Origin of the sequence: Methanosphaerula subterraneus (assembly GCF_052055875.1) — an archaeon.
In the GTDB taxonomy this organism is placed as follows: Archaea; Halobacteriota; Methanomicrobia; order Methanomicrobiales; family Methanospirillaceae; genus Methanosphaerula; species Methanosphaerula subterraneus.
The window spans coordinates 2,510,366-2,536,503 of record NZ_CP170508.1 but is presented as its reverse complement, the minus strand read 5'-3'; the positions used below and the strand labels follow the sequence as shown (position 1 = coordinate 2,536,503).

Annotated in this window: 25 protein-coding genes and 3 tRNA genes; 13 read left to right on the top strand and 15 right to left on the bottom strand. The window is 59.8% G+C overall.

The window, feature by feature from the left end:
- Positions 1-49: 49 nt before the first annotated feature.
- Positions 50-562: a DUF1616 domain-containing protein gene (locus ACFKSJ_RS12400; protein ID WP_440950108.1), complete on the top strand. Its 513-nt coding sequence runs from the start codon at positions 50-52 to the stop codon at positions 560-562.
- 190 nt (positions 563-752) lie between these two features.
- Here the strand turns inward: ACFKSJ_RS12400 and hisH are convergent, their stop codons facing one another.
- The 4 genes from hisH to ACFKSJ_RS12380 all read right to left on the bottom strand — a co-directional run bounded on the left by hisH (position 753) and on the right by ACFKSJ_RS12380 (position 4,384).
- Positions 753-1,367, bottom strand: coding sequence for an imidazole glycerol phosphate synthase subunit HisH (gene hisH, locus ACFKSJ_RS12395; RefSeq protein WP_440950107.1), 615 nt, complete (start codon positions 1,365-1,367; stop codon positions 753-755).
- Entirely contained in the window at positions 1,336-2,745 is a 1,410-nt protein-coding gene (locus tag ACFKSJ_RS12390) for a phosphoadenosine phosphosulfate reductase domain-containing protein (RefSeq protein ID WP_440950106.1), read from the bottom strand. Before ACFKSJ_RS12390 ends, hisH begins: the two co-directional genes overlap by 32 nt.
- A gap of 81 nt (positions 2,746-2,826) precedes the next feature.
- Complete coding sequence (locus ACFKSJ_RS12385) at positions 2,827-3,987, bottom strand: TIGR04083 family peptide-modifying radical SAM enzyme (protein ID WP_440950105.1); 1,161 nt, start codon at positions 3,985-3,987, stop codon at positions 2,827-2,829.
- Between the two features lie 85 nt (positions 3,988-4,072).
- A complete protein-coding gene (locus ACFKSJ_RS12380; RefSeq protein WP_440950104.1) occupies positions 4,073-4,384 on the bottom strand; it encodes a transcription factor S in 312 nt (103 codons plus the stop codon).
- A 114-nt stretch (positions 4,385-4,498) separates the two neighbouring features.
- Between ACFKSJ_RS12380 and artA the strand changes: the two genes are divergently transcribed.
- On the top strand, positions 4,499-5,332 hold the full coding sequence (gene artA / locus ACFKSJ_RS12375; protein WP_440950103.1) for an archaeosortase A: 834 nt from the start codon (positions 4,499-4,501) through the stop codon (positions 5,330-5,332).
- Here the strand turns inward: artA and ACFKSJ_RS12370 are convergent.
- Complete coding sequence (locus ACFKSJ_RS12370) at positions 5,280-5,912, bottom strand: CDP-alcohol phosphatidyltransferase family protein (protein ID WP_440950102.1); 633 nt, start codon at positions 5,910-5,912, stop codon at positions 5,280-5,282. The genes artA and ACFKSJ_RS12370 overlap by 53 nt on opposite strands.
- 106 nt (positions 5,913-6,018) lie before the next feature.
- On the opposite strand from ACFKSJ_RS12370, the gene ACFKSJ_RS12365 reads away from it, so the two are divergent.
- Positions 6,019-6,723 (top strand): dihydrofolate reductase family protein, encoded by a 705-nt coding sequence (locus ACFKSJ_RS12365; RefSeq protein WP_440950101.1) that lies wholly within the window; start codon positions 6,019-6,021, stop codon positions 6,721-6,723.
- Complete coding sequence (sppA, locus tag ACFKSJ_RS12360) at positions 6,707-7,501, top strand: signal peptide peptidase SppA (RefSeq protein WP_440950100.1); 795 nt, start codon at positions 6,707-6,709, stop codon at positions 7,499-7,501. The genes ACFKSJ_RS12365 and sppA overlap by 17 nt, the downstream gene beginning before the upstream one ends.
- Here the strand turns inward: sppA and truD are convergent, their stop codons facing one another.
- The 4 genes from truD to ACFKSJ_RS12340 form a co-directional block, all read right to left on the bottom strand.
- Positions 7,502-8,770, bottom strand: a complete 1,269-nt coding sequence (gene truD / locus ACFKSJ_RS12355) for a tRNA pseudouridine(13) synthase TruD (protein WP_440950099.1) — start codon at positions 8,768-8,770, stop codon at positions 7,502-7,504.
- Positions 8,767-9,129 carry a peptidyl-tRNA hydrolase Pth2 gene (gene pth2, locus ACFKSJ_RS12350; RefSeq protein WP_440950098.1) on the bottom strand — a complete coding sequence of 121 codons (363 nt, stop codon included), beginning with the start codon at positions 9,127-9,129 and terminating at the stop codon, positions 8,767-8,769. The genes truD and pth2 overlap by 4 nt, the downstream gene beginning before the upstream one ends.
- A 376-nt stretch (positions 9,130-9,505) precedes the next feature.
- Positions 9,506-10,219 (bottom strand): YkgJ family cysteine cluster protein, encoded by a 714-nt coding sequence (locus ACFKSJ_RS12345; protein WP_440950097.1) that lies wholly within the window; start codon positions 10,217-10,219, stop codon positions 9,506-9,508.
- A 71-nt stretch (positions 10,220-10,290) separates the two neighbouring features.
- Positions 10,291-10,375, bottom strand: a tRNA-Leu gene (locus ACFKSJ_RS12340).
- A gap of 227 nt (positions 10,376-10,602) precedes the next feature.
- On the opposite strand from ACFKSJ_RS12340, the gene ACFKSJ_RS12335 reads away from it, so the two are divergent.
- A complete protein-coding gene (locus tag ACFKSJ_RS12335; protein WP_440950096.1) occupies positions 10,603-11,157 on the top strand; it encodes a TATA-box-binding protein in 555 nt (184 codons plus the stop codon).
- On the opposite strand, the gene ACFKSJ_RS12330 is transcribed toward ACFKSJ_RS12335, so the two are convergent.
- Genes ACFKSJ_RS12330 through ACFKSJ_RS12320 form a run of 3 tightly spaced genes read right to left on the bottom strand, consistent with a single transcriptional unit; the run spans position 11,158 to position 15,362 of the window.
- Positions 11,158-13,851, bottom strand: coding sequence for a DEAD/DEAH box helicase (locus ACFKSJ_RS12330; protein ID WP_440950095.1), 2,694 nt, complete (start codon positions 13,849-13,851; stop codon positions 11,158-11,160).
- Positions 13,838-14,587 (bottom strand): metallophosphoesterase, encoded by a 750-nt coding sequence (locus tag ACFKSJ_RS12325; RefSeq protein WP_440950094.1) that lies wholly within the window; start codon positions 14,585-14,587, stop codon positions 13,838-13,840. Before ACFKSJ_RS12325 ends, ACFKSJ_RS12330 begins: the two co-directional genes overlap by 14 nt.
- 1 nt (position 14,588) lies before the next feature.
- The gene (locus ACFKSJ_RS12320; protein ID WP_440950093.1) at positions 14,589-15,362 is read right to left on the bottom strand and encodes a hypothetical protein; all 774 of its coding nucleotides are present in this window, start codon (positions 15,360-15,362) and stop codon (positions 14,589-14,591) included.
- Positions 15,363-15,518: 156 nt separating this feature from the next.
- Here ACFKSJ_RS12320 and ACFKSJ_RS12315 point away from each other — a divergent pair, with 156 nt between their 5' ends.
- Entirely contained in the window at positions 15,519-16,502 is a 984-nt protein-coding gene (locus ACFKSJ_RS12315) for a replication factor C small subunit (protein ID WP_440950092.1), read from the top strand.
- Positions 16,499-18,619, top strand: a complete 2,121-nt coding sequence (locus tag ACFKSJ_RS12310; RefSeq protein WP_440950091.1) for a minichromosome maintenance protein MCM — start codon at positions 16,499-16,501, stop codon at positions 18,617-18,619. The genes ACFKSJ_RS12315 and ACFKSJ_RS12310 overlap by 4 nt, the downstream gene beginning before the upstream one ends.
- Before the next feature lie 39 nt (positions 18,620-18,658).
- Here ACFKSJ_RS12310 and ACFKSJ_RS12305 read toward each other — a convergent pair whose 3' ends face one another.
- On the bottom strand, positions 18,659-19,582 hold the full coding sequence (locus ACFKSJ_RS12305; protein WP_440950090.1) for an AEC family transporter: 924 nt from the start codon (positions 19,580-19,582) through the stop codon (positions 18,659-18,661).
- 96 nt (positions 19,583-19,678) lie between these two features.
- On the opposite strand from ACFKSJ_RS12305, the gene ACFKSJ_RS12300 reads away from it, so the two are divergent.
- Positions 19,679-19,960, top strand: coding sequence for a peptidylprolyl isomerase (locus ACFKSJ_RS12300; RefSeq protein ID WP_440950089.1), 282 nt, complete (start codon positions 19,679-19,681; stop codon positions 19,958-19,960).
- 55 nt (positions 19,961-20,015) lie between these two features.
- Here the strand turns inward: ACFKSJ_RS12300 and ACFKSJ_RS12295 are convergent, their stop codons facing one another.
- The gene (locus ACFKSJ_RS12295; RefSeq protein WP_440950088.1) at positions 20,016-21,845 is read right to left on the bottom strand and encodes a methyl-accepting chemotaxis protein; all 1,830 of its coding nucleotides are present in this window, start codon (positions 21,843-21,845) and stop codon (positions 20,016-20,018) included.
- A gap of 235 nt (positions 21,846-22,080) precedes the next feature.
- Here ACFKSJ_RS12295 and ACFKSJ_RS12290 point away from each other — a divergent pair, with 235 nt between their 5' ends.
- The 3 genes from ACFKSJ_RS12290 to ACFKSJ_RS12280 all read left to right on the top strand — a co-directional run bounded on the left by ACFKSJ_RS12290 (position 22,081) and on the right by ACFKSJ_RS12280 (position 23,946).
- Entirely contained in the window at positions 22,081-22,527 is a 447-nt protein-coding gene (locus tag ACFKSJ_RS12290; RefSeq protein WP_440950087.1) for a GNAT family N-acetyltransferase, read from the top strand.
- Positions 22,520-23,416, top strand: coding sequence for a DUF2156 domain-containing protein (locus tag ACFKSJ_RS12285; RefSeq protein WP_440950086.1), 897 nt, complete (start codon positions 22,520-22,522; stop codon positions 23,414-23,416). The genes ACFKSJ_RS12290 and ACFKSJ_RS12285 overlap by 8 nt, the downstream gene beginning before the upstream one ends.
- A gap of 164 nt (positions 23,417-23,580) precedes the next feature.
- Positions 23,581-23,946: a prefoldin subunit beta gene (locus tag ACFKSJ_RS12280; RefSeq protein WP_440950085.1), complete on the top strand. Its 366-nt coding sequence runs from the start codon at positions 23,581-23,583 to the stop codon at positions 23,944-23,946.
- Positions 23,947-23,984: 38 nt separating this feature from the next.
- On the opposite strand, the gene ACFKSJ_RS12275 is transcribed toward ACFKSJ_RS12280, so the two are convergent.
- Positions 23,985-25,457, bottom strand: a complete 1,473-nt coding sequence (locus ACFKSJ_RS12275) for a 2-isopropylmalate synthase (protein ID WP_440951429.1) — start codon at positions 25,455-25,457, stop codon at positions 23,985-23,987.
- A gap of 178 nt (positions 25,458-25,635) precedes the next feature.
- On the opposite strand from ACFKSJ_RS12275, the gene ACFKSJ_RS12270 reads away from it, so the two are divergent.
- Positions 25,636-25,740 (top strand) — tRNA-Tyr (locus ACFKSJ_RS12270).
- 24 nt (positions 25,741-25,764) lie between these two features.
- A tRNA-Asp gene (locus ACFKSJ_RS12265) sits at positions 25,765-25,837 on the top strand.
- Positions 25,838-26,138: the final 301 nt, after the last annotated feature.

Below are 26,138 nucleotides of genomic sequence, written 5' to 3'. Positions count from 1 at the left end.
CCGGAAAGAAGCCCCGGACAAGAGAGGATGGCCCATAAGGAGCTCAATTGTGCCCACATCTGCTGTTGAAAAGTTGTTGACGTTCGTCCTTCTGATAGTGCTGGTCGGGGCCGTGGTCCTGGCAGGCTACCTCACCACACTGCCAGAGAAGATAGACCCGTATACTGAGTTCTACATGCTCGGAGAGAACGGGATCGCAGAGGATTATGTGTATGACCTGAATGTAGGCCAGCCCAACTCAGTGATCCTCGGGGTGACCAACCATGAGAAGCGGCAGGTCACTTATACGATCGAGGTTGCGCTGGCCAACGAGGCCGTCAATCCGGCCACCAATTTGACCACCGTCAAGTCGGTGAAGCAGATCGATACGTTCACGGTAAATGTCCCCGATGGAGCCACCTATGAGCAGCCCTACACCTTCACCGTGAACCAGCAGGGATACAACAAGCTCGAGTTCATGCTCTTCAATGAGACGGTGCCGGCACCGTCCGTCAGCGGGATGGACCGGATCAAAGCGGCCTACCGAAACGTCAACCTCTGGATCAAGGTCAATCTCTTCTGATCCACCCCCGCTCTTTTCTGTAGATGCGATTTTTAGTTCCCTCTTCTGGGTGAACCGGAAATTCGAAGAATCTTAAAGATTCTTCACGACTCCGCTTCCCCCTTCTGGTGAACTGGAAGTTGAGAAAACCTGTACTTTTCAAAAGTCAGGTTTTTGACGATAAAGACCAGGAAATTCAAAAAATGGGGTATCAGAGGAGACCGATGAAGTTGTTGAGGATACGGAGCCCTGCCGGGCCGCTCTTCTCCGGGTGGAACTGAACCCCATAGACATTCCCCCTGCCCACCGAGGAGGCGAAATCGGTGATGTACGTGGTCGTAGTCAGGGTATTCTCCGGTCCGGTCGTTACGTAATATGAATGGACAAAGTAGACGTACTCCTGCTCCGCTAGGCTGGCGAAGAGCGGATGGTCATCGCCGGTCAGGTGGAGAGTGTTCCAGCCCATATGCGGCACCTTCATCCCGGGCACTGCTGGAAAACGTCTGACCTCCCCAGGGACCAGGCCGAGCCCCTGGTGGAGACCATGCTCCTCGCTCGTCTCCATCAGCATCTGCATCCCAAGACAGATCCCGAGCAGCGGCGTCGTGGCCGAAGCCTCCTGAATGGTCCTGCAGAGCGGGCCGAGCTGCTCCATCCCCTCGTGAAATGCACCGACACCAGGGAGCACAATCCCGTCGGCTGCGAGGATCTCCTCCGGATCCCCCGTGATCAGGGTGGCGGCCCCGGCCTGTTCAAGTCCCCTCACCACAGACCGGAGGTTTCCGACACCATAATCAACAACTGCTACTTTCTTCACGGGGATCACCTTCCCTCTTCCGCCATGACCCGGACCTGAACCAGTCCTCCGGCAACCCTTTATCCTTCTGCCAGGCTGCGATCCTGCTGTTCCACTGTTCCCAGAGGTCCGGGTAGTCCTGCTCTATCCTCCGCAGCACCGAGATATCGCTGGACGGACACATATAGCAGCCGACCCGGTCGAACCCGGCCCCATACAGCGCATTGTAGGGTGCGTTCTCGGCGAAGAGGTACAGCCAGACATGCAGGGCAGTCCAGTGCTGGATGGGGGCCGCCGAGAGCTGGACAGGCAGATTCGGGTTCCGCCAGACCCGCCCGCTCTTCATCCGTTTGAACGATTCGTACTTCCGTTGCCCGATAAAGGAGAGGCACTCCCCCCAGCGTTCCCTGATCGCCCCGCCGATCGGGGTCAGCTTGCAGACCTTGCAGCACCAGCGTGCATCGACAGCCGGCGGCCCCTGCTCGGTGAGCGTCTCCCAGAACGCTGCCTCACCTGAACAGGAGACGACCTCGAGGTCATACTTCTCCTGCACGGCCCTGAGGTTCTCATAGGTCTCAGGGAACTCCAGCCCGGTATCGGAGAAGAGGATCGGCACCTTTCCAAGCGCCTTCTGGACGATCAGCAGCGTCACAAGGCTGTCCTTCCCGCCAGAGAACGAAACCGTCGCAGGGAGAGGGTTCGCCGCAGCGACATCGCGGACGAAGGCCATCGCCATCGCCTCATAGTTGTCGAGGATCGCCCGGTTGGCCCTGACCGCATCCGCCCAGGTGGCCGCCCCGGGGATGCAGGGGGCGGAGGTGTTCCTCCTGGTCCTCACAATGGCTCCCCGTTCCATGGTCCGTGCCTCTGCTGCACCGACCCTGGCTCGCCCGACACCGACACACCGGTGATCCTTCGTCATGATGAAGACCTCATCGCCGGCCTCGACAGAATCGGCGATCCAGGCGAGCCCGGGCGCCAGCACACTGGCCCCTTCGTCCTGGACCGAAGCGATCGCCCCGTCATCGATCACCACATACCGCTCGGTCGGCACCATCAGCACCCCGGCGGCCGGCCGGGGAATCGGCTCCCATTCCTCTTTATCAGGCAGGTACCGGATCTGGCCGACCACGGCACCCCCGACTACGATCTCCTCCATCCGGTCCTTGTCAGGAACCTTGTTCAGCAGGGCGATATGCCCCTCCGGAATCAGGGGCGCCCCGAAGTGATCGGTATAGATCCGGTTGATCAGATCGATATCGTATTCAAACGCCGGACGCATATCCCCAGGGGGGGTCAAAGGGACGGAACGCGTCTCTGCGCCACAGCTGCATCGCCCCCCGAGCACCGGGACATGACAGATATCACACCAGTGGAGCTGGATCTTTCCAAGATAGAGTGAAGGCATCTGATCAATCTTTGCGAGGAGGCAATAAAAAACAGTGGACTCTGCACATCCGGGGATCGTCGGATCATGCAGGATCTCCATTCAGAGCGATCGGGATACGATGCTGCGCATCAATGTCGTCACTCCCGGCTTCGCCTTCCTCGCCGCCCTCGACCCATGGCCAGAACCTGTCATTGGGGACTCATACATCTCCTTATTCAACCGGTCACTGATCTCCGTGAAGATCCGATTATATGCGACGCAGTGGGGGTCGACCCCGTTGATCTCACCAGGTGTGGCCGCCATCGCATTGTACGGGCACCCCCCTCGACAGTACTGGATATGGCCGCACCCGCTGCATGCCATTTCGACATAATCCCGGTATTCAAACATCCTCTTCCCTGCCGGGGACTGGATAAGGTCATCCATCGTCGGGTGCTCCGAGACATTCCCCATGATGTACTCGGGCATCCCGACAAAGCGGTAACAGGGATAGATGCTTCCATCCGGGCCGACGGCAAAGGTGTTCCCCATGCAGTCCACGTACGTGCAGACACTCCCCCGCCGGGTGAAGACACACCGGCAGAGATCGTTGATGTTCATCACCTCGATCTCGTCCTTCTTCTCGATGGCCCGATCAAGGAGGTAGACGAGCAGTTCTCCGTACTCCTCCGGGTCGAGTGCCCACTCACGGGGATCTTCTGATTTGATGGATGGAAGGGCCGGGTGGAGCTTCAGGGTGAACCCGTGCTGCAGAAAATGATCGAAGATCTCCTCACGTGATTTAACCGATTTGTTGGTGAAGGTGCAGATGAACCTGACCAGCAGCCCGTGAGCCGCTGCAATCTCGTACCCCTTCATCGTCTTCTCATAGTAGCCCCTGCCCCGCTGGGAGTCGTTGATCTCCTCAGGGCCGTCGATACTGGAACCGATCGGAACATGGTATGCGGCCAGGATATCGGCAATCTCCGGGGTCATCCGCCAGAGGTTGGTCTGCATGGCGAACTCGGGGTTCAGGTGGGAGAGACCCTCCGAGAGGAGGGGAAGGGCCTGCCGGTAGAAGTCGGCGCCGGCCAGCAGCGGTTCTCCCCCATGGAACGTGAACGTCACCCGGTCGTCCCGGAAATCTTTCAGCCATGCGACGACATTCCTGACGGTCTCGATCGTCATCACCGGAGAGGTCTCGTCAGAACTCCAGCAGTACCTGCACCGGGAGGGGCAGCCCAGCGTCGGGATGATCATCACATGAAAAGGATTCTTCATTGCTTTCTTTTTCTTTCTGTACAGTTTAATATTTTTTAAAAAAAGAAGTGCCGTCAGGCCGGCATCGGGCGACGGTGCGGATCGCTCAGTCGTACTCGCGCCAGGTATACCCGCACTTCACACACTTGAAGAACCGGACCTCGCTCTCATCGGCAGAACGGAGCTGGCGCATCCACCAGAACGCAAGATTGTGCTCGCATTCAGGGCACTTGATGGAGAAGGTCGGTTTCGTGGCCACCTCCTGTTCCTCATCGAAGAAGATGATCTCCTTCTCAGACCGCTTCTCTTCAATTCTCATCTGGTCAGCGCCCGTGATATCTCTGATATAACCGCAGCGTTTGCATTTTAACTGACCAGCAGATGAGATCATCAGGCTCTTACATTGCGGACAGAACATAGATAATAATATATTTCACACCACAGATTAACTCTTGGTCAATGGCTGGAAGATGCCGGTATGGAGGTGCCTGTACAGAAACGCATATGAGACCTCCGCGTCGATTCTATGAGAATGATCGAATATCTGGTCCTCGTCTCGGCGATCTCGTTTCTGCTCTTTCTTGTCCCCGGCCCCCATCAGCGGTACGCCGGAATTGCCGGCTGGACGGGGATGGTCGCTTTCCTCGTCACCCAGCTCCCCGACTTCTTTGCAGAGAACAACTTCGTCTATCCCCTGATGACGATCGCATCGGTCCCGTTCCTGGCCATCACGGCCCGCCAGCTCTGGATAGAGAGAGAGCAGGTGATGCACCTGACCCGCGGAGCAGCGATCGCGTTTGTGATCTATGCACCCTTCGAGTACATCCGCCCGGTCGGCAACTGGCTGATCGGCCGCGTGGTCGACCAGGTTAGCCTGATCCTGACCTATCTGCAGTTTCCGTTTACGATGTTTGACTGGAATATCTTCATCAACCAGGGGTTCCGGGTCGAGATCATCCTCGCCTGCACCGGGATCCAGTCGATTGCGATCATGCTCGGGGTCGCAGGGGCGGTCAAGAGCACCTGGACCCAGAAAGGGCTCGCATTCCTGCTGATCGCGCCGGTGATCTACATCTTAAACCTGCTTCGGAACGTCTTTGTGATCATGGCCTACACAGAACAGTGGTTCCCATACCTGCCGGCGATCGCCAGCAACGGGGAATACGGGTACGAGAGTTTCTTCTGGGCCCACAATGTGATCTGCGAACTGCTGGCCCTCGGGGTGCTGGTCGTGATCGCCTACGCCCTCTTCAGGCTGATCCCGGCGCTCGGGACGATGGCCGATGACCTCTTCCGGATCTACCGGGGCGAGGTCATGCGAGTTCTCGGTAAAGATACAGAATCCGCTGAACTGCGGAGAGATTAGTGCAGACGGCGATCACCAGGATCGAGACCCAGATGAACCCACTGAGCCCGCCCAGAGACAGGACGAGGATCGTCTCCGGCCGGCCGAAGAAACCGACCCCTTCCAGCGGGTCATCGATCTTCCCATCCTTCCGCTCAGAGAACCCGACCTCGGCGTAGACCACTGGCTTGATGAAGGTGTTCATCAGGGACCCGATGATCGCAATCGCGACGATGGAGAAGTCCGCGAGCGGCGGGACCACGACAAACTGGCTGATGATCGCGACCCCGCTGAATCCAACACCGAGCAGTACCATCGCATCGACGTACTTGTCGACGATCCAGTCGAAGACGGCCCCGAAATTGGTCTTGTTGTCGGTGCGCCGGGCCACCGATCCGTCGACGAGATCAAAGACCCCCGAGAGGAGGAGGAGGATGGTCCCGGCAAAGAAGTATCGGAGGGAATAGAGAAGGGCAGCCCCCCCTCCACAGATGAGCGAAAGGAGTGAGAGCTGGTTCGGGGTGATCCCGAGATCTGCTGCAATTGCTGCGACCGGCTCAAGATAATCCTTAAATCTTGGCCGTAGGGCAGTAATATTCATATTTATAGAGTTAGCGCCCGATACGATTTAACAGCTTGCACCCCGCAATCCATTCACCGAATCCTCTATAACCGATAGGCTCAAAGTTACCCTTTCAAGGAATCATATGCCAGACGATTACACCAGACCGCATGTGCTGCTGATGTCAGAGATCACTGCCGATGGAAAGCTGACCCTCAAGAAGGGGTCATCGAGCAAGATCCTGATGAAGTATATGGCCCCAGAGACCGAGGTCCTGCTCCACCAGACACGGGCATCCTGTGATGCGATCATGGTCGGTTCGAATACGATCCGGATCGACAACTCGTTCCTGACGGTCCGGATCGTCCCGGGCGAGAGCCCGCTGCGAGTGATCCCGAGCAGCCAGGCCGACATCCCCCTCGATGCGAATGTGCTCGGTCCCGATGCCAGGACCCTGGTGGCCGTCGCTGCATCGGCACCTGAGGAGAAGGTCGCAGCCATCAGGGCGAAAGGGGCGATGGTGGTGGTGGCAGGGGACGACCATGTCGACCTTTCGATCCTGATGCACCTGCTCTGGAGAGACTTTAACGTCCGGAAGCTGATGATCGAGGGGGGGCCTACGCTGAACTGGCACATGCTCCATCACCAGCTGGTCGACGAGATCAGGCTGATCCATCTCCCCTTCATCGTCGGGGGGGCGGATACCCCCTCGCTGGTCGGCGGGATGCATATCGACTCAGAGGACGAGATGATCAAACTCCGGTTAAAGGACCATTACCTCTGCGGCACCAACCTGGTGACCGAGTACGACGTGCTCTATTCAGAGGGGGACGATGGGATATCTGGATGACCAGGTTGCAGCCATCAACAGCCCCCCGCGTCGGTCGCGCCGTCGGTACCTCTGGATCCTGCTGATCGTTGTCGTGATCGCAGGGGTGACGCTGGCCGCCATACCGGCCCGTCTCCACACCGGCCAGGTGACCGTGGTCAGGGCAGAGGGGACGCTGGTGACCGGGCAGGTCGACTCGGCAGATTCAACCGGCAGCGAAGTGATCGGAAAAGCTCTCCGGGCCGCTGCAGACGATCCGGTCACCGATGCGATCGTCCTTCGGGTGAACAGCCCGGGCGGGACCCCGGCTGCGGCGCAGGAAATCATCGAGGATATCGAGTACGCGAAGACGAAGAAACCGGTCGTGGTCTCGATGGGGGACATCGCAACCTCGGCCGCGTACCTGATCAGCGTGCACGCCGACCGGATCTATGCGAACCCCGACACCTTCACCGCCAACATCGGCACCATCTGGACCTTCTCCAATGACGCCGAATGGATGAAGAAGAAGGGGTACGAGGTGGAGGTCGTCAAGTCCGGGGAGATGAAGGATATGGGCTCGTCGTCCCGGCCGCTGACCGCCGACGAGCGGGACTATGCCCAGCAGCTGGTGAACGCCTCGTTCGAGTCCTTCATCAGCGATGTCCTCTCCCACCGGGTAGTCAACAGGACGGCGATCGAGGACGGCAGGGTGATCAGGGGCCAGGAGGCAAAAGATCTCGGCCTGATCGACGAACTCGGCAATCTACATGACGCCGAGGACGCCGCTTCCGAACTGGCCAGGACCTGGTCCGACTGATCAGATCATCATCAGGGGGTCGCTCTTCATGTACTCCCTACAGACCGTTGTCGCATAGTGGCCCGGGGGAAGGGAAAACCTGAGGGTCAGGTCCTTCCCCTCCACCCCGGCGTCGACGGCGGCGGTCAGGGCGATCGGTCGTGATGCACCACTGAACTTCGTTTTTACGACCGTTTCAGCCTGTTTGAAGGCTGCCCGATCGATCAGGTGCTCGTCGAGCAGGTCCTGCATCATCTGATCCATTCTCCCCTGTGGGGTGAACGGTTCGGCCCCGGGCACAAAGAGGCCGATCCTGCACCTGCCCCGCCTGATATGCATCGTCGCAGTGGAAAGGTTCGCCTCTGTGGCGATGTCGATCCTGCCGTTGGTGAAGTGGAGCCGGTCGCCAGGTATGGGATCCGTCAACGTGAACCCTGCTTCAAGGCGGGCGGAGAGGACCATGTTGAAGAGGTAGGACTGGAACGCACTGACCAGCATCGAGAGGAGCTTGGGCGGGAGGGCCTGCAGTGCACCCAGATAGTCGCCTGGATGGTTGGTGAGGTGGTGGAGCATGGACCGTTCGTACCGGAGGTGGACCGGCAGGTGGTGAAGGGTCAGCTGGGGGTCCCGGGTCTCCAGGTACTCGTCCCGTGCCGCAGCGACGATCGGATCCTCGTCAGGCGAACTCTTCCCGACATAGGCACCGACCGCACCCTCGTAGTCTCCCCTGATCAGATACTCGCCGGCGATATGGGTGATCGGACGGATCACCCCGAACCGCTGGACTCCATAATAGTTCGGGATCCCCTGACTGCAGACCTTCGTTACCTCACTGACCTTATCAGCGAGCCCCTCCTCGACACAGTCCCGGATCACAACCGTGAACCGGTTCTCGATGAGCGAGCCGAGCGACAGCCCCCCATTGGCCGAACCGATCACCGTGAGCGACAGATCCCCAAGCGAGACCGAGGCGATCTCTTCAGGAGTGACCCCGTACAGCGAGATCGTCTGGGTGGTGACCGCGTGCTTATCCTTGGTCCCGGCCCATCCGATACGTTTGTGGCTGATCCCCAGACAGGATGCGATCTCCTTGACCGCCCGTTGCAGTTCCCAGTTCCTCTTGGTCAGGGTGCAGAGCAGAAACGGTCCTTCCCCGCCAGGGAGGTCCGGCACCTCTTCGACCACGAAGTCCTCGGCCGTGGTCCGGAGTCTACCCCCGACCCCGTCGGTGCTGCTGGCGTACCAGCCCATCCCGAGCGCCTGCTCCAGGGGATATTCGGATCGTTTCATAACAGGGGCAGCCCGCCTGTGAGCCGGTCGAGTTCGGCCGATTTCGCCGGCCCGAGGCCGAGCGCTGTCACAGTCCCCGGTGCGATCTCGGTCAGCCCGGCATCCTGCACCAGGGAGGTGCTGATCCCCTGCTGCTCGGCATGCACCTTCAGTTCGTACAGGGCCCGTTCACTCGGAGCCTTCAGCACCACCTTCTTCTGCCCCTCCAGGAACCAGCTCTTCTTGATCCCCTTATCTGCATGCTCTGCGGCCATCACCGCCGCGTGGGCCAGCTGGGCACACTTCTTGCCGCAGCTCATCTTCAGATCGGCACGCACGATCAGGCACTGCTTGTACTTGAACTCAGGTTCATCAGCCATCACTAGATAATGGAGCGCTGACCTATCAAAGATATCCTCCCGGCACCCAACCAAAAAGATTATCCATACCCAGCCCACTAGATGGACATGAGAGGTCATGCGAGGATCTGTAAGGGCCTGTTCGCCCTTGCCAGCGAGATGTCTTCCTTTATGCCATCCACCTGGACTCCATCAGAAGATGGACGATACCCATGTAGATAAGAAGGGACCGATCTTCGCTGCGACCAGAAAGAGGAGGGTGATGAAACAGAGTGATACATGAGGACGTGAACACACAAGGAGAAGGCAATGGATTGTCTGCTCCAAAAACGGGTTCTGCATTTTCGGAGTGGGACGATCTCCCACTCCGCTGCTCTATGCCACCGGTTATCCCGATTCAGTCTGCGGGGTATTCCTCGAGGGTGACTGTCTGCTCCTCAAACGTACCCTTGTAATAGACCAGAACCGTCACCGGGGCACCTCTCTTCAAGGCCCGCATCTGCTGGTCATAGACTTTTCTGACATGCCGGAGTCCGGATGCAGCGAAGCGCTCCTGGACCAGCTCGAGGAACCGGAGCTGCTGATCGAGGAAGAGCGTCTCGTACTCGCGGGTCTCGCCAGCGATCCTGCTGCACTCCTTGTCTGAGAGAGGGGTGTTGTACTCCCCGTGCTGGTTCAGTCCGCTGATCTGCCGCCAGTCCACATGCCCGTGCTCGTCGGGCTCACGGTGAAGCATGTAGGGATAGACCCTGCAGATCGAAAAACGCCGGTCATAGATGGTGCACCGGTTGTTGGAGAGGAAGACACAGTTCCCGTCGGGCCGGGTCCGGAGGGCATATCCGCCGACATAGAACCTGCCGTGCTGATCGCAGAAATCATAATATGGGGCCGGCACCAGGGCTGCGGGATCGATCGTCCTCGCGACTGCGACATCGCGGTCGAGCAGAAAGACATGGTCATTGAAGGCATGGGTGCAGCACCTGCCGCAGTTGTCGCAGGCAAAGCCGACCTCTCGGATGATCGCCTCCAGTTCACCGTCGTCATAAGCCCCAAGTGCGGCCAGTTCCTCCTCCGTGGCCCTGATCCGGACAGCGATCACATCAGCAGACATTGGATTCCCCGCAAACGGCACGTTCCAGACGCACCGCTCTTATTTCAAAAAGAACAACAGAAGACAACAAATGCGAGGGAGGCGATTCGAACGCCCGAACACCTGCGTGACTAGGCCCTGAACCTAGCGCCTTTGACCTGGCTCGGCAACCCTCGCGCCTGATTATTTTACACGCGCAAACAGATAAAGGTAGTTGTTCAAAACAGGAGAATGTCGGGTGAGGAGCGTCAGTCACGACCCGCCGCCGGGAGAAGATCCATCGTTCTATCTGGGCATCCGGATTTATATCCTTCCACCCACTGACCAGTTCACCCGTATATATAAATGGAGATAATAAAGGTTTGCATTAGTATTATACTATATAAAGCAGCATAGATAGATGGATGGAAGAGAAGAGATACGACTCACTCAAGATCGAGAATATCGTCGCGTCCGGAGTGATCGCCGACTCGATAGATCTCGTCGAGGTCTCAAAGAAGATTGCGAGCTGTGAGCTCAATACCAAGCGGTTCCCTGGAGCAGTGTTCAGGATCGAGAAACCAAAGATCGCCTCTCTGATCTTTTCTTCGGGCAAGGTTGTGCTGACCGGAATTCGGAACAACCAGGCACTGCACGATGGCCTGGAGATCATCATGGCCTCGCTCAAAGAGGCAGGGGTGAACACCTATGATGTGCCGCGTGTCGCAGTCACCAACATAGTCTGTTCATACGATATCGGCAAGTACATCAACCTGAACAAGGTCGTGATCACCTTGAACCTGGAGAACATCGAGTACGAGCCTGAACAGTTTCCGGGTCTGGTCTACCGGATCAAGGAGCCGAAGATCGTGGCTCTGCTCTTCAGCTCAGGGAAGATCATCCTGACCGGCGGCAAGACCGTCGAAGATATCAAACGCGGACTCGACTTTTTGGAGCAGAAACTCGAATCGATTATGTGATCACCAGAACTGGTGAGTCTGCACATAGTGACGCTCTGCCTTTAAAATCTCACGATAGAACGGATCGCCTTCGGTCAGGGTCGCGAGGATCCGGGACGCATGTTCCGGCCCGACCCCCCTCCCCGAGAGGGCGACGACCGCTTTTTTCCCGCTCGAAAGGACGATGTTTGCCGTCCTGATCAATTTCACCTCGACTGCCCGCTCCTCTGCGTTCTTATTCTTCTTATTTGCGATCGCATAGAGCGGCTCGTCCCACGGCTTCAACGCAGCGATCAGCTTCGCCCCGCAGTTCGGACAGACCGGCTGGTCGGGGACTCGGCTGACCTTCGTCCTGCTCTTCCACTTCCTGCAGTGCATGCAACAGAGGATCACATTCTGTTCGTCGATCCGTCGCCGAATCGTCCCGAGCACCGCGATGTCCACCGAGGCCGGGGGGATCAGGTCGCGGGACGAGAAGAGGCCGGCAGCTCCGAGGATGCTGACCCTGCCGATCGCGATCGCGATCGAGCCGGCCTTCAGATCCCCAACCACCCGGGCGGCCCCCTCGACGTCCATGTAGACCGAGAAGAGTTCCCGGTACGCCTCCTGCTGGATCACGGTCTTATCGAAGAGTTCGGAGAGACGGTGGATGCTGATCCGCTCGAAGTCGGCATCGGCGTCGATCGCTCCGAACTTCTTGGCCACCTGCACCAGTTTCCACTTGTACAGCGCCGTCCGTTTCAGTCCGATCTCAAGGATCCCCTGGATATACGTCGGTTCCAGGGAGAGGAGCGTCTCCTTCACCTCACCGGCCCGAATCGTCCCGGGGAGGCGGAGGAGCACCCGGTAGGCGTCGATCTCGATCCCGACCGAGGTGCCATACCGGGCAGAGAGGAGGAGCGAGAGGACCCGACCGATCACCTCGTTGGCACGGTGGCCGGCACAGATGTTGCAGATTACCCCCTCGTCGGTGTTCTCAAGGGTGATCAGCCGGTCGGTCGGGACGACCGAGCGGTTCTTATCCATCTCCGAGAGGAACGCTGCGACATAGGAGGCGGACCGCCGGCTGTCGGTGTAGGCCTCCACCTGCCGCGACCCCCGGAGCTGCCCGACCTCCCGGGCCACCTCGAACGGGACCGGGATCTGTTCACCCTCCCAGGAGGGGAGCTCGCCCTTCGCCTTGGTCGCCGGCTCGACGATCAACCGGCCGTCCTCGATGTCGAGCACCCGCCAGAGCTGCCCCTTGGTGATGAAGACAGCGCCGGTGGTGACCCAGCCGACCACGAACGACTCGTCGAGCGTCCCGACCGTCCGCCGCGAGACCATGTCGAAGACCGGCACCTTCCGCTCGTCCTGGATCATCGAGAGGTTCGCGGTCAGGTACCGGCGGGCCCGACCGGTCGTGATCACCAGGTCCCCTTCGAGTCTGATCAGCCGGTGGACGGCCATCTGCTCGCAGACCTGGTCGAGCAGGGGACCGCTGCCGGCAAACGGGCTGGCCCGTTCGATGATCGCCCGGATCGCAGCCCGGGTGATTTCACCGTACTCGACCGCGATGGCAGCGACCTGGTTGGCCAATACATCGCCTGCCCCTCGGGGAATCCGGACATTTTCGACCTCGTTCGCCTTGGCCCGCCGGGCGATCACCAGCGACTCGAGCAGGTCGTCGAACCCGGTGGCGAGGACCGTCCCGTGCGAGACCCGATTCATCCGGTGGCCGGCCCGGCCGACCCGCTGGATCAGCCGCGAGACCTCCCGCGGAGAACTGAACTGGACCACCTGCTCGACATGCCCGATATCGATCCCGAGCTCCATCGAGGAGGTGCAGATCAGGGTGGTGATCTCGCCGTTCCGGAACCGATCCTCGGCGGCGATCCGCACCTCCTTCGAGAGGGACCCGTGGTGGACCTCGAGGTCCCCCCGGTCATAGAGGAGATGACCGAGCGCCTCGGCGGTCACCCGGGTGTTGGTGAAGACGAGGTGCGAGCCCGGGGTCGCAAGCGCCCGTTCCACGCACCGTGCCTGGGCCGAGAGTTTCTCCCCGGCATAGATGACGTTGAGGTCCAGGTACTTCGAGACCGGCACCTGGACGATCGAAGACGGCCGGCCGGACCCGCAGAGGAAGGCCGCGATCTCCTCGGGATTGCCGACGGTGGCCGAGAGGCCGATCCGCTGAAAGCCCCCGGCATAGACCGCGAGCCGCTCCAGCGCCACCGAGAGCTGGGCTCCCCGCTTGGAGCCGGCCAGTTCATGAATCTCGTCGATGATCACATACCTGACATTGGCGAGGTGTTTCCGGAGATTCCTGCCCATGAAGAGCGCCTGCAGGGTCTCAGGGGTGGTGATCAGCAGGTCCGGCGGGGAGAGGGACTGCTTTCTCCGCTCGGACGCCGGCGTGTCCCCATGCCGGACACCGACGGTCAGCCCGAGCTCGCGGCACCACCACTCCATCCGCCCGAGGATGTCCCGGTTCAGAGCCCGGAGCGGGGTGATGTACAGGGCCTGAAAGCCTCCGCCGGTGCCTGAGAGCATCCCGCTGAAGACCGGGAGCATCGCACTCTCGGTCTTGCCGGTGCCGGTCGGGGCGATCAACAGCAGGTGCTTTCCTCTGACGAGCAGCGGGATCGCCTGCTCCTGGGCAGGAGAGAGATCCTCAAAACCCCTCTTTGAGAAGCAGGCGCGGACCCGCGGATCGAGCTGATCAGTGGCCGGCATGCTCCTCCAGCGAGCAGTACGGAGAGAGGTAGGTACCGTCTGCAAGAAAGACTTCAGCCTCATCGCGGATGATCGCCCGCGAGATCGGACTGGAGGGGTCACCGATGATCTTCGTGATGTCGTAGCCTGAGAGTTCATTGAAGGCCGGCATCAGCAGCACCCGGGTCTGGCCGTCAGGAGCTCCGGTGCCCCACAGTGCGTGCTCATCGAGCGGAGCCCGCAGGTAGGCCGGCATCCTCGCCGCGCAGCCGACCTCGTCGATCAGGGAGACGACCGGGTGGTGATGACCGATGATGATCAGGTGGCCGGCGAGTGCCGGGTCGGGGATCCGGTGTCCGTGCAGGTAGCCGACCCCATCGATCACCGCCCCGGTGGCTGGGAACAGTTCGCCCTCTTTGAGAAAGCGTTCGAGACCCACATCATGGTTGCCGGGAAGGACCTGCAGGAGAGCAGCAGATCGGAACAGAGCGAGGACAGCCGGGAGTTCCCGGTACTCCTGCCGGGTCGTCAACGGGATCGACTGTTTCACGTCCCCGAGCAGCAGCAGCCGATCGGGCTCCAGTTCCCGGACCAGCGCGAGCACCCGCTCTGCCCGTTCTCCTGATCTGCTCTGAAAATGGTAGCCATGGCGTGCCAGGTCCGATTCGATCCCAAAGTGAAGGTCGGCGATCACCAGGGTCTCTTCCCGGCCCTTCACGAGCAGGGCTGGCCCGTTCTCTATGAATGAAAGACGCATCTCAGATCAGCCGGATCTTCCCTTTCACCGGGGTATAGCAGTCCCCTCCGGCGAGCAGGGCCAGGATCGCCTGCTCGATCACCGGAGCAGAAAGTCCGGCCTGCTCGGCCGCAGCGGTCAGGTCCGCAACGGCCATCCCCTTCCGATCCCCTGCCTCGAGGATCCTGGTCAGCACCACGGCGGGGTCCTCATCTGCCAGGGATGCGGGGTCGGGAGGCTGCACCTGGTCGAGGACCCGCCCGATCGTCGCCGCCAGTTCCCGGACCCCGGCCTGGTCCAGCGAGGAGGCCGCTCCAGATGGGAGGATCTGAGCGCCGGGTTTCGACCGGGCATCGATCGCCGCCTGCACCGCCTCCAACCGTTTTGTGGTCTCCTCGGCTGTGCAGATCACCCAGAGGTCGCGGATTGGACGGGTGACCGGGGTGATCTCGTCAGGTCTGATGAACGGCAGCCTTCCCTCCTGGGCCGGCAGCATCGCCCGCCCGATCACCGTCACAAAGGCCGGGAGGGAGAGGTGCTCCACCGCAGCGGTGAGCGCAGGATGGGGTCCGTAATAGGCCAGTTCGTAGACCCCGGTACCGTCGGAGAGGCGGCCCACAAAGAGACCTTTGCCGTCATCCTGCACCTCGGTCAGGGCGCCGGCGACGAAGAGTGTCCGGCACCAGAGCCCGGTCGGGGCCAACACCCCGTCATCCCGATCCCCTGCAGAGGCGGACCGGACTGATGATCGTTGATACTCTGCCGCAAATACCCGCTGTGCCGCTTCTATCGCCATTCAGACCCTCGTCCCCGCGCGCTTACCAGATACTGGTTGATACTAGCCTAGTTCACCTTTTGCGGTTATAGGTTCTCCTGTCAGGGACCCCCCGGAGGAGGTCTGGTGCGTACAATCAGATCCTTTTCTACCCTTGAACGATAAATGGTGTGTAGCATGGATGCTGATGATCATACCATATGGATCGAACGGTACAGACCCACCCGTCTGGCAGATATCGTCGGTCAGGATGAGATCACCGAGCGGCTGATCTCTTATGTGAAGAGCCGGTCCCTGCCCCACCTCCTCTTCACAGGGTCTGCAGGTATCGGGAAGACCACGGCAGCCGTGGCCCTCGCCCGTGAGTTCTTCGGCGAGGCCTGGCACATGAACTTCCGGGAGATGAACGCCTCGGACGAGCGCGGGATCGATGTGGTCAGAAACCAGATCAAACAGTTCGCCAGGACCTCCCCGCTCGAAGGGGCCGAGTTCAAGATCCTCTTCCTGGACGAGGCCGACGCGCTGACCACCGATGCACAGGCCGCGCTCCGGCGGACGATGGAGACCTACGCCCGCGGCTGCCGGTTCATCCTCTCCTGTAACTATTCCTCCAAGATCATCGACCCGATACAGAGCCGGTGTGCGATCTACCGGTTCCGGCCGCTGACGCCGGAGGCGATCAGCGAGGAGATCAGAAAGATCGCCGGGCTGGAGGGGATCACCGTCACCCCCGGAGCGATCGAAGCGATCGTGTACATCGCCCAGGGAGACATGCGGAAGGCGATCAATGCGCTGCAGGGGGCTTCGATCGTCTCGAAGTCGATCGACCAGGAGATGGTCTATGCGATCACCTCGAGCGCTCGCCCCGATGAGATCGAGGAACTCCTCGCCATGGTCCTGAAAGGAGACTTTGAAGGGGCTGAAACGGTCCTGATGGCTCTGATGCACACCCGCGGAATCGCGCCGGCCGAACTTCTGGGCCAGGTCTACCGGGCCCTGAGCGGGAAGACCATGGAGCGTGAGCTGAAGGTGGCCCTGATCGGCCATCTCGGAGAGACCGACTTCCGGTTGAGTGAGGGGGCCTCGCCCGACCTGCAGATGGAGGCGCTGCTCGCCCGGTGCGTGGAGAGCGTCATCGCCCGTCAGGAGAGCCACCGATGAGTGGGCCTGATGAGGATACTGCAGAGATCACCAACCGGGTCGCCGACTGGTCACGGTTCTTAAAGACCAGGTACAAGAAGGAACTGACCGAACTGCTGCGGGAGTACCCGCATAAACGGTCCCTGGTGATCGATTATCACCTGGTCGAGAGCTTTGGAAAGCCGGGGACGCAGATGGCCGATGAGATCCTCGAGAACCCCGGCATGGTGATCGAGGACCTGCGTGAAGCGATCAAGAACCAGCATGTGGTCAAGACCAAAAAGGGCGAGCAGATCCCCAAGGAGATCAACCTCCGATTCATCAACCTGCCGATAAAGATCTGTGCCCGGGACATCCGGTCTGAACAGATCAACAAGATGCTCAGTGTCGAGGGGATCCTCAGAAAGACCACCGAGGTCCGCCCGCGAATCGTGGAGGCGATCTTCCGGTGCCCTGCCGGACATATGACACGACGGATGCAGGAGTACGGGCGGTTCATCGAGCCGGAGCAGTGCGGAACCGAGGGATGCACCTTCCGGAAGCTGCAACTGATCGCCAAACGCTCCCGGTTCATCGATGCCCAGAAGGTCCGGATCCAGGAGTCTCCCGAAGGGCTCCGCGGCGGGCAGCAGCCCCAGACCCTGGACGTCGACGTCACCGACGACATCACCGGGACCGTCGCCCCCGGCGACCGGGTGGTGATCAACGGGATCCTCCGCTCCCAGCAGCGGGTCACCTACGGGACGAAGAGCACCACCTTCGACATCTACCTGGAGTGCAACTCGATCGAGGTGGCCGAGAAGGAGTTCGAGGAGGTGAACATCACCGAGAAGGACGAGGAGGAGATCCTCCGCCTCTCCGCGGACCCGACCATCTACCGGAAGATCGTCCACTCGATAGCCCCGACGATCTATGGGAACGAGGACGTGAAGGAGGCGATCGCGCTGCAGCTCTTCGGCGGGATCACCAAGGAGATGCCCGACGGGAGCCGGCTGCGTGGAGATATCCATGTGCTGTTGATCGGGGATCCTGGTATAGCAAAGAGTCAAATCCTCAGATACGTCGTGAACCTCTCCCCGCGGGGGATCTACACCAGCGGTCAGTCCTCCACCTCTGCCGGTCTGACGGCCACCGCAGTCAAGGACGAGTTCGGGGACGGCAGGTGGACCCTCGAAGCCGGTGCGCTGGTCCTCGCCGACATGGGGATCGCCGCCGTCGATGAGATGGACAAGATGCAGAAGGAGGATCGGTCGGCCCTGCACGAGGCGATGGAACAGCAAACCATATCGGTGGCCAAGGCCGGGATCACCGCGACCCTGAGGACCCGGTGTGCCCTGCTCGGTGCAGCCAATCCAAAGCTCGGCAGGTTTGATGAGTATGCCGATATCGGGGAACAGATCAACATGCCACCATCACTCCTCTCCCGGTTCGATCTGATCTTCATCCTGACCGACAAGCCGGATCATAAACGGGATGAGGCGATCGCAGACTTCATCATCAGGTCGCACGGTGTGGGCGAACTGATCGCCCAGCACAGCCGGGACCCGATCGAGGGCGTGACCGACGAGTACATCACCCAGCAACTCGCCCCGGTCACCCCGGATATTGAAGCCAGCATGCTCCGGAAGTACCTCGCCTATGCAAAGCGGACCTGCTTCCCGATCCTCAGCTCAGAAGCGAAGGAGACCCTGATCGCTTACTACATGAAACTCCGTGACCTGGCCGACTCCAACAAACCGGTCCCTGTGACGGCACGGCAGCTCGAAGCGCTGGTCAGGCTGGCCGAGGCCAGCGCACGGGTCAGGCTGAGCAAGACGATCGAGAGCTCGGATGCCGAACGGGTCGTGAAGATCGTCGACACCTGTCTGCGTCAGGTGGCCTACGACGCCAAGACCGGCACCTTTGATATCGATAAGGTCGCGACCGGGATCTCCAAGGGAAAACGGGATCTGATCAGAATGATCAAGGATGTGATCCGGGAGAACGGAGATGTCAGCGGCAGGGCCCAGATCCAGCAGGTGATCGACCTGGTGGCTCAGCAGGGGTTCGGCAAGGACGAGGTGAAGAAACAGATCGACATCTTCCTCAGACAGGGCGAGGCGATGGAGCCCAAGAACGGGGTCATCAAGCTGATCTGAGCCGGCCCACCACCCACCAGTCACACTTTTTTCCAGTCTTCAGGCGACAAGTTCCGCAATCATCGGGATCGTGATAATGCAGAAGAGTGTTGAGATGAAGACGCCCTGCGAAGCGAGTTCGGCATCCGATTTGTACTCCTCCGCCAGCAGCACCGCATTGGCCGCAGACGGCATCGCCGCAAGGATCACCGGGACGCCGAGCATCAGCGGGTCGGTGATGAAGGACCGGAGGATCGCCCAGGTGAGGAGCGGCACCAGCAGCAACCGCATGGCGCTGACCACGTAGACCCGCCAGTTGGAAAAGACCGATTTCAGAGCCATCTCTGCCAGCACACCACCGATCACGACCATCGAAAGGGGGGTCGTCAGGTCGCCGAGGAGGGTGACGGCACCACCGATCGGCCCGGGCAGGGTGAACGAGGTCAGGAAGAAGATCAGCCCGACAACGACCGCCGTGACACCGGGGTTCAGCAGGATCTTCGGGTCCAGGTCAGAGAGCCCGCCTCCGGTCCGTTTCAGCATCAGGATCCCGACCGTGAACGCGAGCAGGTTGAACGGAAGCATGTACAGCGACGCGTAGAAGAGGGCCCCCTTCCCGAAGATGGCCGTGATGACCGGATAGCCCATGAACGCGACGTTCGGAAACGCGAGCAGGAACTGGTAGGTGCCGCTCCCCGGCCCGGTCACGCCGAGTATGCGCGGCAGGGGCCAAGCCACGATGAACGCGATCAGATAGAAGATCAGCGAGAGAAGGAGCACTTCCTTGCCCTGAGCCAGCAACTGGTCACTGAATGGTACCTGCAGGGATCCGATGATCATCGCCGGCAGGGCGAACCTGACCAGGAACGAGGTGAGCCCCTGGATCCCCTGCTGATCGAGCGCCCCCGATGCCCGTGCCCAGTAGCCGACGACCAGCAGCAGAAAGAGGATCACGATCTGGTCGAGCACCGTAAAGAATTCCATCTGTATCAAAAAAGAACGCAGAGACGGAATATAAGGACATGGAATGCTGCAGCACCGGAGAACCTATTTATTTCCTTTTCCCGAATAGTACCGCCTATGGTGAAACAGGTTTCGGCAGCTCACATCCTGGTGAAGACCAGAGATCAGGCGGAGGATCTGAAGAAGAAGGTCAGTGCTGGTGAAAACTTCGGCGAACTCGCGAAGAAGTATTCAGAATGCCCGTCCGGAAGGAAAGGCGGCGAATTGGGCTGGTTCGGGAAGGGAATGATGGTTCCGGAGTTTGAGAAGGTGGCCTTTGAGGGGAAGGAGGGTGACGTCGTCGGCCCGGTGAAGACCCAGTTCGGGTTCCACCTGATCAAGATTCTCGGACAGAAGTAGACCCGCGAAGAAGAGAAGTCCGGGGATCCCCGGCACATCAATTTTTAATTCCAGATCAGGCGATCCTGAACTTTTTGTTGACCGCCAGCGAGTCCATCGCAATCCTTGAGACATTCTCGATCATCCTGCTGATCTCATCGATCGCAGCCGTGGACTCCTCGGTCGCCGAGGCGGCGTCGGCAGCCTCCTGTTCGGTGCTCACCACCAGGTTCACCATCTCCTGCACCTGCATCGTGATCTCCTCGACCGTAGCCGCCTGCTCCTCTGAGCCCCCGGCCACCTCCTCGGTGTTCGATGCAATCTTCTCGATGGCCTGCACGATCCGGTTGAAGGATACGAGGGTCTCCCCGATCACCGTGGTTCCGTCGGCGACGGTCTTTCCAGCCAGGCCCATCGCGGTCGTCGCCTGCCCAGAGAGCGTCCGAAGCCCGTCGATCATCTCCTCGATACTCTCTGCAGAGTGCTTGGACTCCTGGGCCAGGGACTTCACCTCTGCAGCGACCACGGCGAACCCGCGGCCGGCTTCCCCTGCCCGGGCAGCTTCGATGGCCGCGTTCAGGGCGAGCAGGTTGGTCTGGTTGGCCAGATCACGGATCAGTCCGACGATCTTTCCGATCTCGTGCATCTGCCCGTCGATCAGGGAGACCAGGTGAATGCTCTCCTCCGATGAGGTCTTGATCCCGCCCATGCTCTTCTCCGCACTCAGTGCAAGGCGTGCCCCCTCCTTGGAGAGATCATTGGTCTCCTTGGCAAGGATCGAGACCGACTCGATGCTGGAGGTGATCTCCTCGACGGCCGCGGACATGTCCTCCATCCCCTTGAGGACCACCGTCGTGCTGGAACTGATCTTCTCGGAGTTCTCGCTGACGCGGGAGACGGAGAGGGCCACCTGCTGGGAACCGCCCGCCACCTGTTCAGCCCCGGCATTCGCCTCCTCCGCCGAGGCCGCCAGTTCCTCCATGGCCTGAGAGACCTCGGTGATCATCCCCTTGATCGCGGCGACCGCAGCGTTCAGGTCAAGTTTGACTTGAGCGAGCGGGTCCCTGGAACTGACCGTCACCTCGCGGGTCAGGTCGCCTGCTGCAAGTGCAGCCAGCCCGGTCGCCAGTTCTGCTGCGCTGGCCTGGAGACGCTCCTCATCAGATCGCTGCCTGGTGACATCGTTGTAGACGCTGAAGATATCGGTCACCATCCCGTCCAGGTCGAAGAGGGGGGTATTGTAGGCTTCGAGGGTGAATGTCCCGCTCGGGTACTCAATCACAATATCCCCACGGGTGTTCCTCTTCTCCTTCACCAGCGTCCTGAGCCCCTCGCCGGTACTGGACAGGATCTTCAGGTCATGGGCCTTCAACTGTTCAACTGCAGCGGTATCGTACCCGGACAGGGCAAGAAACGCTCTGTTCACCGTGCGAACCCGCATCTCTGTATCCCAGACGATGATCGGAAAAGGGTTCTCCTGGATCATCGCATCGGCACGCTTTCGTGCCGTCATAGCCTCATCGACGAGCCGTTCCCGCGTTGTGATATCATGGAGATACACATGCAGCAGGGGCGTTCCCTCATCCATGACCCGCCTGAGTGTCACCTCGACATCGACGGTCCTGTGATCCTGCCGGCGGATCCCCCACTCAAATGTCTGGGGGCTACCCTGTTCTGCAGCGGCAACCATCGCTGCAAGACGTGCATCTGTCCGTCCCCCATCAGCCTGCCGCTCGGAAAAGAGCATGGAGAGGGTACATCCTCCGAGTTCACCTTTCGTTGAATATCCGAGCAGTGCTACAGCCCCGGCGTTCTGGTCGACACAGTGCCCGTCCTCGAAGAGAAGGATTCCATCGGGGGCTGCATCCAGCATCAACCGCCTCCGCCGAAGATCCCTGTCATCCATTACCCTTGATGTACCTGTTTCTGCCCCACGTATCTCCACGTTCAATCTCCTCTTCCGATGCCAGAACTCTATCTTCGCTGCAGACCGGTCACCGGCGATATCAATCAGATTATCGCATCTGGTCGGGTTAAACCTTATGGCAATAGCTACGAACGCTCCGGAAGACGTAATCGGACAGGGCACCCGTTTTATAGTCGGAGATTCAATAGTGCACCTTCATCAGAGAGGGGACCAGATGGAGAAGATGGCTGCCGGGGATGTGAGCCTCAGACTGGTGCGTCAATGGGACTGCGCCAATATTGCCGATCTGTACAGAGCGGGAGGATGGTGGCGTGAGGAATGGGATGAAGCCGGGATCCAGCCATTGATCAGTGGAAGTTTCGCCTTTGTGGTGGCAGTGGAGGCCAGTACCGGCCGGGCGGTCGGCATGGGACGTGCGATCGCCGACGGGGTCTCGGACGCCTACCTGCAGGACGTCGTCGTCCTTCCGGAGTATCGGAAGCAGGGAATCGGCCGCCGGATCGTCGGGGAACTGATTCGGCACTGCACGGCGGTAGGGATCTCATGGATCGGCGTGATCGCCGAACCAGGGAGTGACACCCTCTACACCGCCCTCGGGTTCATACCCCTCACCGGGCATCTCCCGATGCTCTACCAGCCAGGAGGAGACCCCCATGCTTGACCTCGACGACTTCAAGCCGGTCACTCTGGAGGATCAGGAGATCTTCCGGGAACAGTACAGGCGGTACCCGCAGGTGCACAGCGACAACACCTTCACCAACATCGTCTGCTGGAATCATTATGCCCACTACCAGTATGCCACCCTGCGGGGATCCCTGGTCATCCTCTCCACCATCGACGGGAAGACCGCGTTTCGCGACCCAATCGGACCCCGAGATCCGGAACTCTTCGACCGGGTGCTGGAGCTCGCCGGCGAGGTGGAGCAGAAGCGGCCGTTCTATATCCTGAACCCGGCGACCGCCGCCTGGTTTGGGGAATACCGTCCGGACCTGACCCTCTACCCGGACCGGGACGATGCCGAGTATGTCTACCTCCGATCAGACCTCGCCGATCTGCCAGGGAAGGATTATCTCTCGATCCGCCGGCAGTTGAACCGGTTCAACAAGCACTGCACCTCCACCGTCGAGGCGATCACCGCGGCGAACCTGGAGGAGGTCAGGACCTTTCTGAACCGCTGGTGCCTCTGGAAGCACTGCGATGCCGAGGCGATCCTCGCAAGCGAACGGGACGCGGTCTTCTATGCGATCGCCCATTTCCTGCAGTTGGAACTCTCCGGCCTGGTGATCAAGGTCGACGGAGAGATCGGGGCGATGGCCATCTATGAACAGATGACGCCCGACACCGCCCTGGTCCACTATGAGAAGGGCCTTCCCGACTGCGAGGGGATCTACAAGGCGATCAACACCGAGACCGCCCGGCACCTCCCGGATACCTGCACCTACATCAACCGCGAATCCGACATGGGGCTGCCGGGTCTTCGCGAGGCCAAGACACGGTACCACCCGCACCATATGATCGATGCCTGGTATATCGGGCTCGAAGACTTCTGAATCCATTTTTTCCGGAGACCGGGACCGGCTGAACGGTTCCGGCCCAAAAGGACAGTAATAGAATACGCAATTATATGTCCTTTGAGAGATGTATTAGTACAGATATCCTGTTGCCAGGCTCTGGTAGTGCAGGAATACCCATATCGATCACCAGAGGTAAATCCATGAGTGCGATTTCTCCAAAGATACAGAACCAGATTGGAATGCTGCAGCAGGTGCAGCAGCAGATGCAGACGATCATGTCACAGAAGACCCAGTACGAGATGGAGATCAGAGAGACTCGACGGGCAGAGGAGGAGCTGAACGACGTTCCTGAAGGAGCGGCGATCTTCATGAATGTAGGAACCGTGATGATGCAGAAACCAAAAGAGAAGGTGGTCGCATCGCTGCAGGAGAAGGCAGAGTCCCTGGAACTTCGGGTCAAGTCCCTTGAGAAGCAGGAGAAGATGATGCAGAGCAAGTTCGAGCAGCTGCAGGCACAGGTCAAGCAGGCGCTGGAAGGGGGAAATAGACCCCCGAACGCCGCCTGAATCTCTTTTTTTCTAAAATTGAATGCTACCGGTCTGATTCAGAACCGGTAGAGCAGGTTTATCGCGTTCACCATCGCTTCCGTCGAGGTGATGACGACATCGTCCCCGGAGGCCCCGGCGTCGACGATCCGCCCCTTCTGGTCCTCGACTGCGATTGTGACATGACAGATCGCGTCAGACCCTCCAGAGATCGCCTCGATCCGGAAGTCCTTCAGCCGAACCTCGGCAGGGAGGATTTTGCCGATGGCGTTCAGAGCGGCATCCACTGGGCCGTTGCCGACACTGCTGACCACCCGTTCCTCCCCCTGCCAGATCGCACGGACGCTGGCGGTCGGGATCATATGGTTCCCGGTCATGATTGCGATATCCGCGAGGTCCATTGCCCGGGGTCCTTCCTCGATCCCGAGGACTCCCTCGCCGATCGCATAGAGGTCGGAGTCAGTGATCCGCTTCCCCTTGTCAGCGATCGCCTTCACCTTCTCGACGACCAGGTTCAGTTGCTGGTCGGTCACCTCCAGATGGGCATCGAGGAGCATCTGCCTGACGGCGTGCCTGCCCACATGCTTGCCGAGCATCAGCCGGCGCCGATGCCCGACCATCTCGGGGGTCATGATCCCTGGTTCGAACGTGGCCGAATTGGCAAGCACCCCCTGCGAGTGGATCCCAGACTCATGGGAGAATGCATTCTCCCCGACGACCGGCTGCATCGGCGGCAGCGGAATCCCCGAGTACCGTGAGACCAGCGTTGAGGTCTCGACGATCTTCTCGGTCTTGATCCCGGTCTTGATCCCATAGATCGACTCGAGGACCATCACCGTCTGCGCGAGGTCGGCATTGCCGGCCCGTTCCCCGATCCCGTTCACCGTCACCTGGACCTGTCGCGCCCCGGCCTCGACGGCCATGGTGGTGTTAGCCACCGCAAGCCCGAAGTCGTTGTGGCAATGGACATCGATTATTGCGTCGACCTCCGGTGCGATCCCGCGGACCATCGTGGCCATCGATGTCGGGGAGGCGACCCCGACAGTGTCGGGGAGGTTGATGATCGTCGCCCCTGCGGCGGCTGCGGCTCTGCAGACCTCCAGCAGGTAGGCCGGCTCGGTCCTGGTCGCGTCCATCGGCGAGAACATGCACTGGCCGTGATGCTCCCGAACATACTCGATGATCGCAGAGGTGCTGGCCAGCACCTCCTCCCTGGTCTTCTTGATCGTATGGACCCGCTGGATATCAGAGGTCGGGATGAAGACATGGATCAGGTCGACGTCACAGTCGAGGCATGCGTCCACATCGGACTTCAGGGCCCGGGCAAGGCCACAGATCTCCGCGTCCAGGTCCAGGGCCGCGATGGCCCGAACCGATTCGCGTTCGCCTGCAGACGAGGCAGGGAACCCGGCCTCGATCGTATGGACACCCAGAGCTGAGAGCTGCGCTGCGATGCTGTGCTTCTGTTCAGTACTGAATGAGACCCCGGGGGTCTGCTCACCATCCCGCAGGGTGGTGTCGAAAACAGTGATCAGCGTTTGATCGGCGTTTTTAGCAGGGAAGAAAACAATTCCCCACAGGAGTTGTTATGCGTTGCATACACGAGATTATAGGATCTCTTTATATAAATATTCATCAGACCCCGCTGAGATCTGCCGGAATGAGCGATACGTTTAATTACTCTCTATTCCAAGTTAGTTAGGGCAGTGACCCGCCTTAACTCAGCCTGGTAGAGTGCGCGGCTGTAGTATGATTTACCGATCAGGTAAACGCGCGGCTACCGCGATGTCCCCGGTTCGATTCCGGGAGGCGGGACATCTGAGGAAACCCAAAACAATTGCCCAGGTAGTGTAGTGGCCTATCATGATGCCCTGTCACGGCATCGACTCGGATTCGAATTCCGACCTGGGCGTCGTCCAGTTTTGTCACGTCCCTTTTTCAAAATCTCTAAAATTCAACGGTCAGGTGTGTCTTTCTTTTAGATGATACTCCCGCTCCGTCCTGAATCCTATCAGTGACCCTGTCTTCTGGATATTTATCTCGTCGATTTGATCATCTGTTTATTCTGCGAAACTGGGCTCGGGGCGGTAAAACAGAGAAAGCACCTACGGCCCCTGTCGTTAATAGGCGATTGAAATGGGCATCAGATCAATCATTTGACATAGAAAATCGCCTCAATTTACAAAACCAAATGAAAAAAGATCCTATTGAAT